This window comes from Nostoc sp. CALU 1950 (assembly GCF_051172895.1).
GTDB classification, from domain to species: domain Bacteria; phylum Cyanobacteriota; class Cyanobacteriia; order Cyanobacteriales; family Nostocaceae; genus Nostoc; species Nostoc edaphicum_A.
In genome coordinates this window covers 1-16,746 of record NZ_JBDNJQ010000175.1, presented here as the reverse complement: position 1 = coordinate 16,746, position 16,746 = coordinate 1, and the positions used below count along the sequence as shown (strand labels likewise).

Sequence of the window (16,746 nt, the reverse complement as noted above, 5' to 3'; positions counted from 1 at the left end):
ATTCTGTGCAGCTTCTTAGAGAATTGGTATAAGACCAATTCTCTAAGAAGCTGCACATTATTTTTACCCCTCCCAACCCAATACTTTTCTCTTAGGGGGGAAATGGTTTGAATTTACCTTTACCCCTTGCCCTTTAACTTTTCCCCAGACCAAAAGAGAGATTGTTGGTTTCATCCGAAATAATATTGCCTCCCAACCTCTCCGATGCCTTGGGGAGATTGGGTTATTTCTATGAGTGTTCATCAAGAATTGGTATAAGAATTGACTTTCCGAAGCGATGTGAATTTTCCAACTACACCGATATGGGAGATTCTTAAGTCTTCTTCATCTGTATATTGAATAGACGAGTCGATTTTGTCTGGTAATTCTCTGTCCTTGCACGACCACTCAAATATAAATTTAGAGTCCAAGTGCTTAATATTAGAAAATATCTGCTTCCATTCGCTTCGTCTAATTCGATTTCCCCACCTTGATTGTAACTCTCTTGAGTAAGCTTCTTGTTGATAAACAAATAAATCAAATGGTCTTTCTTTTAAATTTTTATGATCAAGTAAATGAATGAGATGAAACATAAAGCCATCTTCAGAGAGGCTATCTACAAGATTTTTTAAAAGTGGCACAACATCATCAACTGGTACATGCTCTAACACAGATTTGGAGAAGATGAAATCTATTTTTTCTTTACTAGGTAGTTTTTGAGATAAATCAATTGGAGCAACGTATTCTATACCCAAGTCTTGTAAGACTTATACGGATAAATTTTTGAATTAAAGTAGTTTCTTTAAACGTAAGTTGATAATCTCACGATCTTCAAATGTAGATAGACTATCTAAGATACTCCAATCTACAGACTTACACACGGCTTTAAAAATATTTTCTGGTTGTAATAACGGGTAAACATCCGTCGCATAAACCTTTTTGGCTCCAAGAAGGTAAAAGACTAACGAATGAGTCAACAACCATCCACTTCCAATTTCAAGGCAAATTTTATCACGTAATACATATTTATCTTTACCAGACTGAAGTAGATAGATAGCAACTTCATTGGCACAAATATCAAGCCTTTTGCCCGCAACAGCTAGCTTACTTGAATGCATTTTATTATATAAAGCTTGATATAGTTCAGATGATCTAATCACCGATTTGATTCGTTCATCAAGAAGGCTCTTTACTAGATTTTTCATTTTGCATACCTCTATTGCTTAACTTATTGGGAATTGAACACAACACTATGAACTGTAGCAGTTAGATGTGTTCTTGTATAAGAAAAGCACTTAACTCTTGTTATTTTTTATACAGTAACATTCAAGGTAATTCATAATTATCAATCAGTTTTATACTATTTCTGTTTGAACGATGCGCCTATAAAACTGATACAAAACTACAGACTGTAGCGACAATTTATGTAGACGCATACTCCTAGGTCGAAGCAAGCTACGCAAAGCGTCTGTCTACGACACGCTATTCGCGTTCGTAGAGAAGCGGCGACTCTTACGAGAACAACCCGCAGGGAATTGCCGCTACGCGAATAAAGCGCAACCTCACATCGAATTGGTATTAGCTTCTGAACTCTCGACTGATTAAAGACCACTGAATTAAAAATTCAGTAGCAGGGTGGTTTCATACCAAAAAAGAAAAATACACAAGTCTTAATTTCTCGTTTTGTGGAATGGCTTTTTACCCCTCGCCAACCTCTCCTCAAGGGGAGTTAAAACTTTAAAACCCAGTTTTAGTTATTCTCTTCTTGTATGAAACCACTCATTTAGGTATTATTTCTGAAGTATGATGTCCTAAATAATGAATGATTTTTATTATGATGATTAAAATTTATTTTAAAATTGCGAATTACCATTTTTCAGACCAATAAATAATTTCTGAAGCAGTACTATTAATAGCAACGCCGTAGCTATCTCCATGATTCCACTTGAAGCCAGGTCTACCTTTGTCCTGTGTATTTAATACCAGTATTTCATAATTAGCTGGAAAAGATTCCGCTGGAGAGTCACTGGTGTAGAAGAAAGTTGTCGGCACACCGTTAGGCTGGTTTATGTGGTCGTTTGTGTTTCCACCCCTATATTTGTGCTTTGCACTACTTCTGTATTGTGAAAGTAATTTTTCGATCTTTTTTGGCGGCTCTTTCAGCCTAATTTGAAAAAAACCACTTCCTTGCAAAAATTTGGGAGAGTAAGCAATGCGAACACCTTTGGCATCAGTGGGAATCTCATGAGGAAAATGTTTTACTTGGTCATTATCAGACCATAGTTGATTACGAATTTCTTTGTAGCGTGATGTATCAGTTATTATTTTAGGCTGGCTAGTACTGCTAAAAGCTGTTCTCAGAAAAAAGCTTCCCCCGACAATACTAAGACTAGCAAGGGCTAATAGAAATTGCGATCGCTTCATCAAGTTGGGTGTGTCTAACTTTTATAGTCATATACCCAACTAATAAACTAAATTAGTACTATTGCGGATATCCGATCAGAGATATTAACAGAAACTTTGTGTATCCAGAGGAAAATCAGGACATTTGTAAAATTACTGTGAAGTAGGTCAATGATTACCTAGTCAAAAACCGTAGGTGATCCTCATTGAGGCTAGTACTAGCGTTGTAGCTAACGAAATCAATTCTACAGCCATCCATTTTTTTTCAATTCTTCCTGATGCAGCAAGAACTAAGGCGGATATATAAATAGTAGATGCACCTTAATTAAATCACAGCCTTCAGCTTTTAGTTGGGGGCTTTTTTTTATTGCTAATATTTTTTATTCAGGAAAACTAATTTTTTTCAAAAATCTAATTTACCCGGATATGGCAATAGCTAAAGCGGATTAATAAATGGTAGATGCACCTTAATTAAATCATAGCCCTCAGCTTTTAGTTGAAGGCTTTTTTATTGCTGATATTTTTAAGATATGAAGAAAATAAATTTAGATAAAAGTCTAATTTACCCGGATATGGCAATAAATAAAGTGGATTAATAAATGGTAGATGCACCTTAATAAATTACAGCCCTCAGCTTTTAGTTGAAGGCTTTTTTATTGCTGATATTTTTTTATTCGAGACAACTAAATTTTGTCAAAAATTTAATTTGCCCGGATATGTCAATAACTAAAGCGGATTAATAAATGGTAGATGCACCCTAATAAATTACAGCCCTCAACTTTTAGTTGGGGGCTTTTATTATTTAAATATTGATGGCAGCAAACTGGGAGCTAACCATACTGCATAACCAAGAAACCCAAATAACAAGGTAATCAGGGCAGTAATGCCGTAGCTGATGCAAATTAATAAACCGTCCGATTCGATAGTGGCAACAGTCAAAAGTAAAATCCCTATAGTGGGAATGGGATTTGTAAACGGAATTGGTAATATTAGTAATATTGTTAATAAAGAAAGACAAAACCCATTAATTCGCCAAATTAAAGGATTATGGGCTATTTTTGGCAATCGGGGACGGGCGATTTTCTGGAAAACTTTGGTAAGACGCCCCAAATTTTGCAAAAGCAACTGGGCAAAGGGACGAGGAAATTGGTAGTTAGCGATTTTTTTGGGTAGCCAAGGCGATCGCCTCCCTAAAAGCATTTGCACTGACAATAGTAAACAAGCACCACCAAAAGGGCCAGTTAATCCTGGTGGCATAGGAAATAAAAAAGGCAAAACTAATAATGTAATTACCAGGCTGAAGCCTCTTTCTGAGGTTTCTGCCAGAATATCACCTAGAGTCAGTGGTTGTTCTGCTAGGCGTTGCAACAGGGACTTTATATCTTCAGAAAATCTCAGATGCATTTGGCGTGAGTTGATGCGAGTTCCCACATTGGTAGCAGAGGGAGATATTTTAGATTTTGGATTGAAGGAAAATCTAAAATCTAAAATTGAATGATTCCTAACTCCTGATTTTTGAGGGTACTAAAACAGCTATAGCTCTAGGTATAACCCGAAAATGAGCAGGAGTGTAAGTAGTGATTTCACCATCTGTATTAATAGGGCGCGGTTTGCGAGTATACACCTCTATTTCTTGACCTTGAAGAGAACGCACATTCTGCCAATGTATATGTCGCCCTTGTCTCATTGCGGGTAGTAATAATATAATTTGCCACCAGTGTTGAATTTCTAAGCTATAAAGGTCTAACCTTTGGTCATCTATTGTGGCATCGTCAGCCACTGCCATACCGCCGCCGTAATAGCGGCCGTTACCCACAGCAATTTGCACTGTTTTGACACGAACTGATTCACCCTTGATCACAATCTCGGCAGAAAAAGGTCTAGCTTCCCAAAGCACTTGCAATGCAGTAGCGGCATAAGCAAGTATTCCCCAACGGCGTTTGACTTCTTTGGTAAGTCGTTGGGTAATTTTTACACTCAATCCCATACTGGCAACGTTAAAAAAGTGCTTGCCGTTTACACAACCCAAGTCGATGCGCTGTAAATTTCCATCTGCAATAATTTTGCAAGCTTCGCTAAGGGAATTGGGGATTCCCAAAGTCCTTGCTAGATCGTTGGCAGTTCCCAGAGGCAAGATTCCCAAAGGTAACTGAGTATCAATTAAAGCATCTACTGCGGCATTTAGAGTGCCATCTCCTCCACCAATAATTACGAAGTCAACTTCATGCTGATAGCGAATTATAACTTCAGCAAGATGTTTGGGATTTTCTGTAGACTCCTCAATTAAATCAAAGTCGAGTGTCTTCAGATATTCAATCGCTTCTGACAGACCCTTTTGCCCTTGGCGGGCATGACGATTTACTAACAGCAGTGCGCGGGAACTCATGGTTAGTACCTTTTGTAGTTGATATGTCCAATTATCCGCATCTATATATTCTGCTTTAAGGTAACTATAAAAAAGTGTTTAGGCTGTTATGAAGTTTATAAAAAATTATTTTGTTAACACTTATTATATTGTGAATGCTAACTTTTTAATTTTTCTTTTATCTAGTTTAGCTATATTAGTACTCAGTGGATCAATACCAAGTAAATATAATTGTTACTGACACTCAACTAGAATTTAGGTATTTATTTTAATAAATAGAGGATTATTCAAATAATATCATGCCCCAAAAAATGGATATTTTTCATTAGTATAGATACATATTTAGAGATTTAATTTGTATTAATGGTTATACAAATTATTTGTGAAGCCACACAAAATCAGACTTGCTGAGATAAATTTCTCAAGCAACTTGTTCTATGCAACCTCACAGGTAATCGGTATTACAATTATTTAATTTTTGGTTGAGAAAACAATTATATATGTGAACTCATGATGTGACATATTGGAAACTGTCTACGCTAAAGCGATCGCAGCTTGAAACCAGCTTTATCTTGGAAATCCCTATTTTCATTGGGAATTTTGCTCTTGTGACTCTTTAGGGCCAGTATCACCACCAATAATTGCTTGAAGTACGTCTCCTAGTAAAAAGAAAAACGCCGCAACTAACAGTACAAGCATTAAACTAGCAAGGGCCGCAAAGGGAGAGAGGATAAACAAGATTAAAAGCCCAAACATCAAAATCTTTAGTAATGTCTTATTCATCTTTTTTAAGATTGAATGATACGTATATTTTCTACTAATAATCGATGAATCAACAATCTGTCACCTGCCCTCTGTTAGATTTAACCTGTCCGCGCTTAGTTTTGTAGTCAAGGCGCTTTCTTTGAGAACTGCGAGTTGGTTTGGTGGGCTTGCGTTTTATTGTCACTACAACTGCGCTTTGAATGAGTTCTTGAAGTCGTTTCAAGGCTGACTCCCGATTATTCTCTTGGCTTCGGTGTTCCTGGGCTTTGATTACGACAACTCCTTCTTGGGTAATGCGTCGATCGTTCAGCTTTAAAAGCTGTTGTTTATAATAATCGGGTAATGATGAAGCCACAATGTCGAAGCGCAAGTGGATCGCGGTGGAAACCTTGTTAACATTTTGGCCTCCTGCCCCTTGGGAGCGAATCGCAGTAATTTCAATATCAGTCTGTGGGATAATAACTTTGTTGGAAATTTGCAGCATTACTCACAAGGAAAAAGAGAAACTTTTAAATTTGGGATAAACTTTCTTTACTCGGTTTGTTCGGTTAAATCTATTACTATATCTGGGTCTTCATTGTTGTTTAAATTCACCTCTAAAGTCTGTCCTTGTATTGTGACTTTATCACCTGGTACTAGTCGCCGTCCTCGGCGGGTTTCTAACATACCATTTACTTGGACATCGCCACCTTGAATCATCAGTTTGGCTTGGCCTCCAGTTGGTACTATACCCATCAACTTTAAAAATTGATTTAACTTAATTGTGTTGTCTCTGACTTTCTTCATCGTAAATAAAACTACATTAACTTAATTGTATCGTGGCGTGATCAAGGTAAAACGTGAATCTATCGAGCTATATATCAGCCTAGATGAAATTAAATGAAGCCTAAAGTACTTTGTCCAGTTTAAATGGATATTCTTGAGGTTCAGCCTAGTCTCAAACTGATATGCCAGACTTGAATGCTGCTGAGTCTATCAATCGGAAGATGAATTTATACTCAAAAATCAGTAATCTTAGGTAAAAGCACAAATATGCTGATTTTGAGTAAGCTTTTGTATCTTCGTAAAAGCATAGCGATCGCTAAAACGAAAAACTGTAATACCAGTTTATTATCTATAATGTTGATCGACAAAATTTCCAGATATGGGTTAAAAAACCAGTCTGGAAGGTTCTTTTAGTGTGTTCAGGGGACTGGATCTATGATTAAGCTTGGTTTATTGGTACAGTCCCAGAATAACTATTTGGGTATCGGAAAAGTTACCGAAATATCTGATGCCAATGCAAACGTTGAGTATTTCTGCTCGATAGGGCAACGTCTTCAAAAAACTTTACCTGTAAGTTCGCTCTCTCAGGTTAGGCTGGAACCACAGGCTCGATGCTATATTAAATCCCCAACCCAGGATAAATGGATAGTTGGCAGAGTTTTCATCTGGGATGAAGATACGGAAATGTATCAAATTGATTTACCAGACAAGAAAACTGCGATCGCATCTGAAGAAGATATTTACGTTCGTTGTAATCTCCCAAATACAGACCCCATCCAAACTCTGGCGATGAAGGGTCACGAAACGCCCTACTTCCACGATAAAAGATTGGCGTTTGTGAAATCCTTGATTAAGCAACGCGCTGTCAGTCGCGGGATGACAGGATTGATTTCGGCAAATATCAATCTTTATCCTCACCAAGTTGAAGTTGTGCGGCGGGTACTGGAAGACCCAATTCAGCGCTACTTGCTAGCAGACGAGGTGGGACTCGGAAAAACCATCGAAGCGGGTGCGATTCTCCGTCAGTTCCTCCTGGATGAACCGAAAAAAAATGCGGTGGTATTAGTTCCGCAATATTTGCTCAAACAATGGCGGCTTGAGTTAGAAAACAAGTTTTACATTTCCCATTTTGGCAAACGGGTAGCGGTGCTGGCGGTTGAAGATATCCATAAAATCAACCTGAAAGCGAAGATAGGCTGCTTAATTTTAGATGAAGCCCATCATATCGCAGCAATGGCAACCTCAAAGGATGCAACAGTGCGCCAGCGTTTTCAGACTTGCAAAGAACTTGCTCATAAAAGCGATCGCTTACTTTTATTATCTGCCACTCCTGTACTCAACCATGAGCAGGATTTTCTGGCCATGTTGCACTTGCTTGACCCAACAACCTATAAAATTGGTGATTTAGAAGGTTTTCGCGCCAAAGTAGAAAGCCGTCAGCAAGTTGGTAAAGTTCTCCTTTCTTTTAAAGAAGGTGCGGAACCTCTGGTTCTCAAAAACAACTTGCAGCAACTACGAAACCTCTTTACTGAGGATGAGTATTTACTGAAGCTGGCGGATGATTTAGAAAATTGTTTACAAACAAATTCTACTGAGCAAGAGCAAATCGTCCAAGCAATTCGTGTCCACGTCAGCGATACCTATCGACTACACCGCCGAATGCTTCGCAACCGCCGCGCGGCAGTGGAAGATGTGATCTTTGACCGGAATTTTACGCCGAAAGAAGAGTATGATTTGGACGAGCGATCGCTTGATATCCACGAACTACTCAATCAATGGCGTAGTGTTGCTCCTGGTGACAAGCAATATCAGCGAATTTTTCTGCTGTTATTCCTAGCTGCTGGTACTTGGTTAGGCATTTTAGAACAGGTAATTACCGCCCGTTTAACTGGTAAACCTCATACTAAACTCATCCAGGAGTTTAAAGAAGATGATGTTCGCATCTTAACTACAACCCCCAAATTCTCCGGGGAAGAAGAGATTCTGCAATCCTTTCTAAAAATTATTCGTCAACCTCAAGAGGACGGAGAACGGAGGGAAAATTTGAAAACAGTCCTGCTGAATCAGTTAGGTACATACTTCAAAATTCCCGCAAACATTCGGAAGAATCAAAACGAATTCATCACGAGGATACAGCAGAGAATTCGTAGACCAATTACTGGCGATATTCTGCCCAAATTTATTGTATTTACCAGTTTTGTGCAAACTTGTGGCGAAATTGTCCGGTATTTATCTGATACCTTTGGTGCAGAGACAATAGCTAGCCATCAATTTGGAGAATCACCCGAGAAGGTTGAGGAAGGCTTAAATAGGTTCAAGGATAACCCAAACTGCTTTATTTTAGTATGCGATCGCTCTGGAGAAGAAGGGCGTAACCTCCAGTTTGCCGATTGGTTAATTCATTTTGACCTTCCTTGGTCGCCTAATCAATTAGAACAGAGAATTGGCAGACTTGACCGCATTGGCAGCAAAATTGGCATCCAATCCTGCGCCTTGATTGGCCCCTATTTGGAAGATAGCCCTCACAATGCTTGGTATAAAGTATTAAAAGATGGGTTTGGTATTTTCCAACAATCAATTGCCAGTCTCCAGTTTTATGTGGATGAGAAACTTGCAGAATTGGAAACAACTTTGTTTCAATCAAGTGCTACTGGATTGTTAGAAATGATTTCACCAATTCAAGAGCAAATTGAAGCTGAAATAGCAAAGATTAGCGAACAAAATGCTCTAGATGAAATTGACGCTAACGATGAAATTGCCACCGAGTATTTTCAAGAGCTAGATAATTACGATGCTTGTCATCTAGAAATGAAACGAGCTATTGAAGGCTGGATTTGTGATGCGCTGGGATTCAGAGGACTCAATAATCCAGATTCATCAGATATGCGACGTTATCAACCTTCAACGCGGACATTGGTTCCCATAAATGAGTTAAAAAACCGTTTTGCTGATAGTTATCTAGACCAATTTGGTACTTATAATCGCAGAGTAGCAAACCAGAATGCAGGTGTTAAACTCTTTCGAGTCGGGGAAGGATTTGTCGAAGCACTCTGGAACTATATAAACTGGGATGACCGAGGTGAAGCCTTTGCGATGTGGCGCACTGATGCATCTTGGGATGCGAAAGAAGGAAAGGAGTGGTTCGGTTTTCAATGCAATTATGTAGTTGAAGCAAATTTAAGAAATGCCAAACAAGTTTTACTAGATAACAAACTAGATAATTCTCAATTCAAAAACTTGCAGCGACGTGTTGATGCTTTATTTCCGCCAATTATAGAAACAATCTATGTTGATGGTCGCAATGAGCCAATACGTGTCGTTGAGGATAAAGCCCTTTTAAGTATTTTGCAACGTCCATATAAAGATAAAAACAATAATCAAGGACGAGATTACAATCTAGCAAAAGAGCGCTTAGAAATTATTGACGATTTTGTTGACCCTAGTAAGTGGCAAAATTTCTGCTATCAAGTGCGTAATACTTCTGCGGAATTACTTTCCAATCGTCCCGATTTTATTGAATTGTGCCAAAGTTGTGCTAAAGTTGCCGAAAAGAAATTAGCCAATAGAGTAGAACAATTGCGTCTACGTTTGAACCAGCAAAGTTGGGATAATGCATTAGCTGAAGAATTGAAGATAGAAACTGCTTTAAATGCAGCCATTCTAGAGGGAATTCGTCAGCCCCTTCTGAGGCTTGATTCTGTCGGTTTTATTGTTGTATCGGGGCGATCGCTTATGCAATTTGATTGATGTAGGGAACAGGCAATAGGCAATAGGCTTGAAAGTCTCTTAGTGTCGAGGTTTTACCATCAGTTTATGTCCTAACCTAGCTGTCAATTGCCATATCTGATATTATCTATGTGCGGTTAAATAGCCTTAGTTACCGTATAAACCCCACTCCTTACATAGGGTGGGGTTTTTTGCAACTTCCAATTAAATCAAAACTGGTGTAAAAAAACTAACTATATTTTTGACTTTACCGGAAAAATAAGTAAGTATTAGCACTAGTGATACTGAAACGAAGTCATTTATAGTGATCGAAAATGAAACGTTCAAATCGCCTTGCTTGGATAGGAGCGATCGCACTCGCTGCGATCGTTTTACTTAGTTTGGTTGCGGCTCCCAATAATACTAAACTTAACACTGGCTCTACCTATAACCGCGCTCCTGATGGCTATGGTGCTTGGTATGCTTTTATGCAACAGCAGGGAACATCTATCAAGCGCTGGCAAAAGCCTTTTAGTGACATTGAGCCAGAAAACAGCCCAGTTACTCTACTACAGGTAGGCGGCTATCCAAGGGAGACGACACTGGATAATCAAGAGCGTGAATGGGTAGAAAAAGGGAATACTTTGGTAATTTTGGGGGCTGGGGGGCGGGTTACAGAAGCGGAGTTTAGCACTATGCAGAAATCTTCCCAAGGTGATATTAAAATTGATACACGTAGACGATATAAAAAAGCTAACTCTCAAGAAGTTAATTTAGGCGATCGCTTTGGTGCTGTTGTCTGGGAAGAAAATTACAAACAGGGAAAGGTAATTTTTTCTACCACTCCTTATTTAGCCGCCAATGCCTACCAAGATTATTTAAGTAATTTCAAGTACCTAGCCAGTTTAGTAACTGAAAAAAGCAACACAGTATTCGTCGATGAATACATCCACGGCTATAAAGATGCCGATGTCAGAAAGAAAGAAAGCGAAGGAAATCTATTTAGTTTTTTTGCTAAAACTCCTTTATTTCCAATATTGATACAGGTAGGTATCCTGCTATTAGTACTAACTTGGGCGCAGAATCGCCGCTTTGGCAAACCAGTAGCTTTAGATACACCAGTTGCAGATAACAGCGAAGCATACATCCAAGCTTTAGCGGGAGTGTTGCAGAAAGCTGATACCACCAACTTTGTTGTAGAGATGGTGGGTAAACAAGAACAACTACAACTCCAAAAAGCTTTGGGATTAGGGCAAGTACTTTTAGAACGCCAAGCTTTAATTAATTTCTGGATAGAAAAAACAGGCGCAAGTGCAGGAGAATTAGATGCAGTTTTAAAGCTACAATCTCGCAAACAACCCATCAGTGAACGAGAACTGTTAAGCTGGTTGGGGAAATGGCGAACCATTAGATTAATTCGTAATTCGTAATGACGCTCGCGGACTCGCTACCGCTACGCTAACGTAATTAATTTTTGGGAATTATGCATAATATTTCTGTATTAGTTATTTATCAATAAAAAATATGGGCGAAACTCATCCTATCTTAATCGGACTTGGTCAAGGTCTTAATCAAGTTATTGTCGGACAATCTAGTTTAATACAACAACTTTTAGTAGCACTGCTAGCGGGTGGGCACGTAATTTTAGAAGGAGTACCGGGAACTGGTAAAACTCTCTTAGTAAAAGTGTTGGCGCAGTTAATCCAAGGAGATTTTCGCCGGATTCAACTAACACCAGATGTTTTACCTTCAGATATTACTGGTACAAATATTTTTGACTTAAATAGCCGCAATTTCACTTTGAAAAAAGGGCCAATATTTACCGAAGTGCTGCTAGCTGACGAAATCAATCGTACTCCTCCCAAAACCCAAGCAGCGCTACTGGAAGCGATGGAAGAGATGCAGGTAACGCTGGATGGTGAAAGTTTGCCCTTACCCGATTTATTTTGGGTGATTGCAACCCAAAATCCTCTGGAATTTGAGGGGACTTATCCCTTACCAGAGGCGCAGTTGGACAGATTTCTATTTAAGCTGGTGGTAGATTATCCAGATCAAGCTGCTGAAAAACAAATGTTACTGAATCGTCAAGCGGGTTTTGCAGCCCGGCGTTTGGATATTAGCCGTTTGAAACCAATCGCAACAGTAGCCGACATTTTGCAAGCACGACAAGCAGTCAAAGAAGTTAAAGTATCAGAAGCGATCGTTGATTATTTGTTGGCGTTGGTGAGAACATCGCGTCAGTATCCTGATTTAACTTTGGGTGCATCGCCTCGCGCCGCCGGTGCTTGGTTGCAGACATCTCAAGCATTAGCCTGGTTAACTGGAAGAGATTTTGTCACACCAGATGATGTTAAAGCAGTTGCATCGCCGCTGCTACGTCATCGCCTGATTTTGAAACCAGAAGCAATGCTGGATGGTTTACAAATGGATGCAGTAATTGCGTCGGTAATTAACCAAGTACCAGTTCCAAGGTAAAAAATTATTTGTAAGGGATTTCTAGTGAAGGAGGCAGGGGGCAGGAGGCAGGAGGCAGGAGGCAGAAGGCAGGGGGAAAATTCCTAACTCCTCACTCAGCACTCAGCACTTAGCACTCAGCACTTTCAAGGCAGGAGGCAGAAGGCATATTCAGTCTCAATGTGGAAGAAATTGCCCTAAAATTTATGTAAGCATGAGCCGCTGAATCTTAGATTAAGTTTAAATTTATTTAACTTTATAGAATGCCAGACGCGGAAAAGCCCCAAAACCAGCTGGCTAATGATAAGCTGCTGCATCGGCAAGTTAGTAAAAAAGCAAGTGATTCGCTAGTAGCCAGTGGAGAAGAGGGAATGGTGCTTCAGTTGGCTGATGGCACTATCCAGGCTTGCAATGCTGCTGGCGATCGCATTCTGGGACTGACAGCAGAGCAGCTTGTGGGGCAAAACTTTCTCGATCCCAAGTGGCAATTTATTCATGAAGATGGCTCTCCTTTCCTTATTGAGACTCACCCAGCGATCATTGCCCTGAAAACTGCTAAACCTTGTTGGAACGTGGTGTGTGGCTTTTATAAGCCAAATAGTGAGCTAGTCTGGCTCTTGTTGTCCTCCCAACCTCTGTTTCAAGTTGAAGGAAGCAATCCCTACGCGATCGTCACAACTTTTTTGGATATTACCGAATCTAAGCACGCCCAGCTTGAAGAGAACTGTAACTGTGGACAAGATACTCAACAAGTTGATGCAGATGAATTTCAGGCAGTGTGGGATAGTCACCGTCTGTTCCAACAAATTGCTGGCACTCTTCCGGGGATACTCTACATTTATGACCTAATTGAACAGCGAAATTCTTACGTTAATTACGAAATTGCTCAAGGTTGGGGCTACACGCCAGCAGAAATCCAGGCAATGGGAAAGGAGTTATTTACCCAACTTCTACACCCTGAAGATTTAGCCCGACTCCCTAGCTATTTTGAAAAATTTAATTCTACTCGTCAGGGCGAAGTCCTCAGCTTTGAATACCAGATTCGACACGCTAATGGAGATTGGCGATGGTTTTGTAGCTATGACACTGTATATAGCAGAACTGCTGATGGATTGCCCCAATATCTTTTGGGAATCGCTTTTGATATTACAGAGCGACGATGCACAGAAATTTCCCTGCGGAAAAGTAATGAAAGATTTGAGCTAGCAGCAGCGGCAGTTAATTGCCTAATCTATGACTGGGAAATTCACAGAAATACTGTGGAAAGAACTCAGGGTTTAACCCAGGTTTTTGGCTACACACAACAAGAGGCTGAACCTAGTTTTGAGTGGTGGCAAAAACTCATCCATCCCGATGACCAACAAAGAGTTAATGACCAGTTCATGGCTAGTATGGCCAATGGCAACCGTTATAGCATCGAGTATCGGGTGCGTCACAAGGATGGCCATTATTTGTGGGTGGTAGACCAGGGGTTTGCAGTCCGGGATGCAAATGGTCAGGTAGTTAGGGTAGTTGGTGCTACTACTAATATTACCGAACGCCAAGCTGCGCTCCAGGAACGCCAACAAATTGAAACAAACCTGCACGAGAGTGAAGAACGGATTCGGCTGGCCACTACCGCTGCTGAACTGGGTATGTGGTGTTGGAATATCAATACCAAAGAGTTAATTTGGACAGAGAAATGCAAGCAGTTGTTTGGACTTGCTCCAGAAGCCGAAATAGGCTATGAGTTTTTCCTCAACTGTGTACATTTAGAAGACCGTCAACGCGTCGATGAAGCGATCGTCCGTTCTGTTCAAGAAAAGATTGACTGTGACATTGAATACCGCAGCCTTTGGTCTGATGGTAGCATTCATTGGATTGCTGCTAAAGGTCGCGTCTTTTATGATGCCGAGGGTAAGGCAGTACGTTTGACGGGTATTGCTCAGGATATTACCCAGCGCAAACAGGTAGAAAATGATTTGCGCCAGCGCGAAACTCAATTAAGGCGGTTAGTTGATTCCAACATTATTGGCATTATGTTCGCCACTCCTAACTACATTACTGAGGCGAATGAGGCTTTTTTAGAAATGGTGGGTTACACGCGAGAGGAGCTTTTGGCGGGTAAGGTACGCAGACAACACATGACCCCACCGGAATATCATGCTCTAGATCAGCAGGGGATAGAGCAACTTTTAACGGTTGGGATATGTACTCCCTTTGAAAAAGAATACATCCGCAAGGATGGTTCCCGCATTCCCATATTAATAGGTGGTGCTTTGGTGGAGCGAGAGCCGGCATCTTGGATCTGTTTTATTCTTGACCTAACCCCCAGGAAGCAATTAGAAAAGGCACTTAGACAACAAGCAGAGGAACTCAAACAGGCAAACCGGAATAAAGATGAGTTTCTCGCTATTCTCTCTCACGAATTGCGATCGCCACTCAACCCCATTCTAGGGTGGTCATCTCTACTCAAAAGCCGCAAATTTGACGAAGCTACTACAAATCGTGCTTTAGAAACCATCGAAAGAAATGCTCAATTGCAGATTCGATTAATTGATGAGTTGCTGGATGTATCCCGAATTATTCGCGGTAAGTTGAACCTGACTTTTGCCACTGTTAACCTGGCATCTGTAATTGATGCTGCATTAGAAACAGTCCGGTTAATCGCCCAAACCAAATCCATCCAGATCAAAATCCAGCTTGACCCCAATGTTGGTAAAGTGCTGGGCGATTATTATCGCTTACAGCAAGTTGTGGGAAATTTACTCTCAAATGCAGTCAAGTTCACTCCCCCGCATGGTTCAGTGGAAGTCAACTTATCATTAAGTCGTGAATTGACTCCCCACTCAGCTTTAATTCAAGTTAAAGACACAGGCCAAGGTATTTCCCCCGAATTTCTACCCCACGTGTTTGAATACTTTCGTCAAGCCGATAGCAGCACAACCAGGAAATTTGGCGGACTGGGACTGGGATTGGCAATAGTTCGTCACTTAGTAGAGTTGCATGGTGGTACTGCAACAGCAGCTAGTCCAGGAATTGGACAGGGAGCGGTTTTTACTATTAGACTGCCCGTGATGCAAGAGAGTGAAGGAGTAGGGGGAGTAGGGAAAGTAGGGGCAGCAGGTGATAAATTTAACTCGTCACTTCTCCGTGGATTACGAATATTGATTGTTGATGATGATGTTGACACACGGGAGTTTCTGCACTTCTTGCTACAACAGAATGGGGCGTTGATAACTGTCGCAGCATCGGTAACTGAGGCGCTGGCTTTTATAGCACAGACTGCACCTAATTTATTAATCAGTGATTTGGGAATGCCAGAAATGGATGGCTACAGCCTGATTAGGCTGCTCAGAGCCATGCCCAAGGAGAAGGGTGGGGAAATTCCAGCGATCGCCCTTACCGCCTATGCTGGAGAAAGCGATCGCGATCGAGTCTTAGCAGCTGGTTTTCAGAAGCATATTGCCAAACCAGTCCAACCAACTGAATTACTTACCGCAATTGCAGATTTGCTTAAGGAAAGAGTGGAGAGTGAAGAATAGTGTAGTTCAAAATTCTCTGTAATCCAAAGTTTAATTTAAACCTAATCCAATTCCCGGCGTCCTTCCAACGCCCTCGCCAAAGTCACCTCATCTGCGTACTCTAAATCGCCACCCACAGGTAAACCAAAAGCAATTCGCGTCACCTTGGTAAATGGTTTCAATAACTGACCAATATATAGTGTTGTTGTCTCCCCTTCCACACTCGGACTAATTGCGAGAATTACTTCTTGAGGTTTTTGCTGATTTACCCGACGCTGCAAAGCCAGGATAGTCAACTGTTCTGGCCCAATTCCATCAATCGGCGAAATTACCCCACCTAAAACGTGATACTTACCTTTGTATTCGCGGGTTTTTTCCAGCGCAATCACATCGCGAGGATCTGCTACAACACAGATAGTATTGTTGTCACGGTTGGCATTGCGGCAAATTTCACAAACAGGTTCAGCGGATAAGTGAAAGCAAACAGAACACAAACCAATCTGTTTTTTTGCCTCAATTAAAGCTTGTGCCAAAGCTTCTACTTCTGCTTCTGGTCGCTTCAAAATATGCAAAGCCAGTCGTTGGGCAGATTTAGGGCCAACTCCCGGTAGGCGTTGCAATTGCTCAATTAACCGTGCTAAAGGGCGTGCGTAAACCGTTGTCTTGTCTCCAGAATGTTTTTACCTTAACTATGATGACATTCTTATAGAATTTTGGATTGGTCATTTTATTTATCAGGAGTCAAGCAGACTCCAATACAGTTCAGATAAGACCAAAACACTTGTAGAGACGGCGATTTATCGCGTC

The 16,746-nt window shown here is 40.6% G+C and carries 13 protein-coding genes; 4 read left to right on the top strand and 9 right to left on the bottom strand.

The genetic code is table 11. The annotated features are described in order from the left end of the window. Positions 1 to 242: 242 nt before the first annotated feature. The 8 genes from ABF638_RS31470 to ABF638_RS31435 all read right to left on the bottom strand — a co-directional run bounded on the left by ABF638_RS31470 (position 243) and on the right by ABF638_RS31435 (position 6,298). The gene (locus tag ABF638_RS31470; RefSeq protein WP_435026792.1) at positions 243 to 734 is read right to left on the bottom strand and encodes a hypothetical protein; all 492 of its coding nucleotides are present in this window, start codon (positions 732 to 734) and stop codon (positions 243 to 245) included. Between the two features lie 33 nt (positions 735 to 767). Next, positions 768 to 1,184: a hypothetical protein gene (locus ABF638_RS31465; RefSeq protein WP_435026791.1), complete on the bottom strand. Its 417-nt coding sequence runs from the start codon at positions 1,182 to 1,184 to the stop codon at positions 768 to 770. Positions 1,185 to 1,845: 661 nt separating this feature from the next. Further along, on the bottom strand, positions 1,846 to 2,403 hold the full coding sequence (locus tag ABF638_RS31460; RefSeq protein ID WP_435026790.1) for a hypothetical protein: 558 nt from the start codon (positions 2,401 to 2,403) through the stop codon (positions 1,846 to 1,848). 777 nt (positions 2,404 to 3,180) lie between these two features. Beyond that, positions 3,181 to 3,786, bottom strand: coding sequence for an exopolysaccharide biosynthesis protein (locus ABF638_RS31455; protein WP_435026789.1), 606 nt, complete (start codon positions 3,784 to 3,786; stop codon positions 3,181 to 3,183). 97 nt (positions 3,787 to 3,883) lie between these two features. Continuing rightward, entirely contained in the window at positions 3,884 to 4,768 is an 885-nt protein-coding gene (locus ABF638_RS31450; RefSeq protein ID WP_435026788.1) for a lipid kinase, read from the bottom strand. Between the two features lie 567 nt (positions 4,769 to 5,335). Continuing rightward, entirely contained in the window at positions 5,336 to 5,530 is a 195-nt protein-coding gene (locus ABF638_RS31445; RefSeq protein WP_435026787.1) for a hypothetical protein, read from the bottom strand. 49 nt (positions 5,531 to 5,579) lie between these two features. After that, the gene (gene arfB / locus ABF638_RS31440; RefSeq protein ID WP_069068197.1) at positions 5,580 to 5,996 is read right to left on the bottom strand and encodes an alternative ribosome rescue aminoacyl-tRNA hydrolase ArfB; all 417 of its coding nucleotides are present in this window, start codon (positions 5,994 to 5,996) and stop codon (positions 5,580 to 5,582) included. A gap of 47 nt (positions 5,997 to 6,043) precedes the next feature. After that, positions 6,044 to 6,298 carry an RNA-binding S4 domain-containing protein gene (locus tag ABF638_RS31435; protein ID WP_435026786.1) on the bottom strand — a complete coding sequence of 85 codons (255 nt, stop codon included), beginning with the start codon at positions 6,296 to 6,298 and terminating at the stop codon, positions 6,044 to 6,046. Between the two features lie 414 nt (positions 6,299 to 6,712). On the opposite strand from ABF638_RS31435, the gene dpdE reads away from it, so the two are divergent. From dpdE to ABF638_RS31415, 4 genes are all read left to right on the top strand, one after another. After that, the gene (gene dpdE / locus ABF638_RS31430) at positions 6,713 to 10,024 is read left to right on the top strand and encodes a protein DpdE (protein ID WP_435026785.1); all 3,312 of its coding nucleotides are present in this window, start codon (positions 6,713 to 6,715) and stop codon (positions 10,022 to 10,024) included. Between the two features lie 293 nt (positions 10,025 to 10,317). Next, positions 10,318 to 11,412 (top strand): DUF4350 domain-containing protein, encoded by a 1,095-nt coding sequence (locus ABF638_RS31425; protein WP_435026784.1) that lies wholly within the window; start codon positions 10,318 to 10,320, stop codon positions 11,410 to 11,412. Positions 11,413 to 11,506: 94 nt separating this feature from the next. Then, entirely contained in the window at positions 11,507 to 12,457 is a 951-nt protein-coding gene (locus tag ABF638_RS31420) for an AAA family ATPase (RefSeq protein WP_435026783.1), read from the top strand. 242 nt (positions 12,458 to 12,699) lie between these two features. Then, positions 12,700 to 15,960, top strand: coding sequence for a PAS domain-containing protein (locus tag ABF638_RS31415; RefSeq protein WP_435026782.1), 3,261 nt, complete (start codon positions 12,700 to 12,702; stop codon positions 15,958 to 15,960). A gap of 41 nt (positions 15,961 to 16,001) precedes the next feature. Here the strand turns inward: ABF638_RS31415 and recR are convergent, their stop codons facing one another. Further along, positions 16,002 to 16,559 (bottom strand): recombination mediator RecR, encoded by a 558-nt coding sequence (gene recR / locus ABF638_RS31410; protein ID WP_069073197.1) that lies wholly within the window; start codon positions 16,557 to 16,559, stop codon positions 16,002 to 16,004. Positions 16,560 to 16,746: the final 187 nt, after the last annotated feature.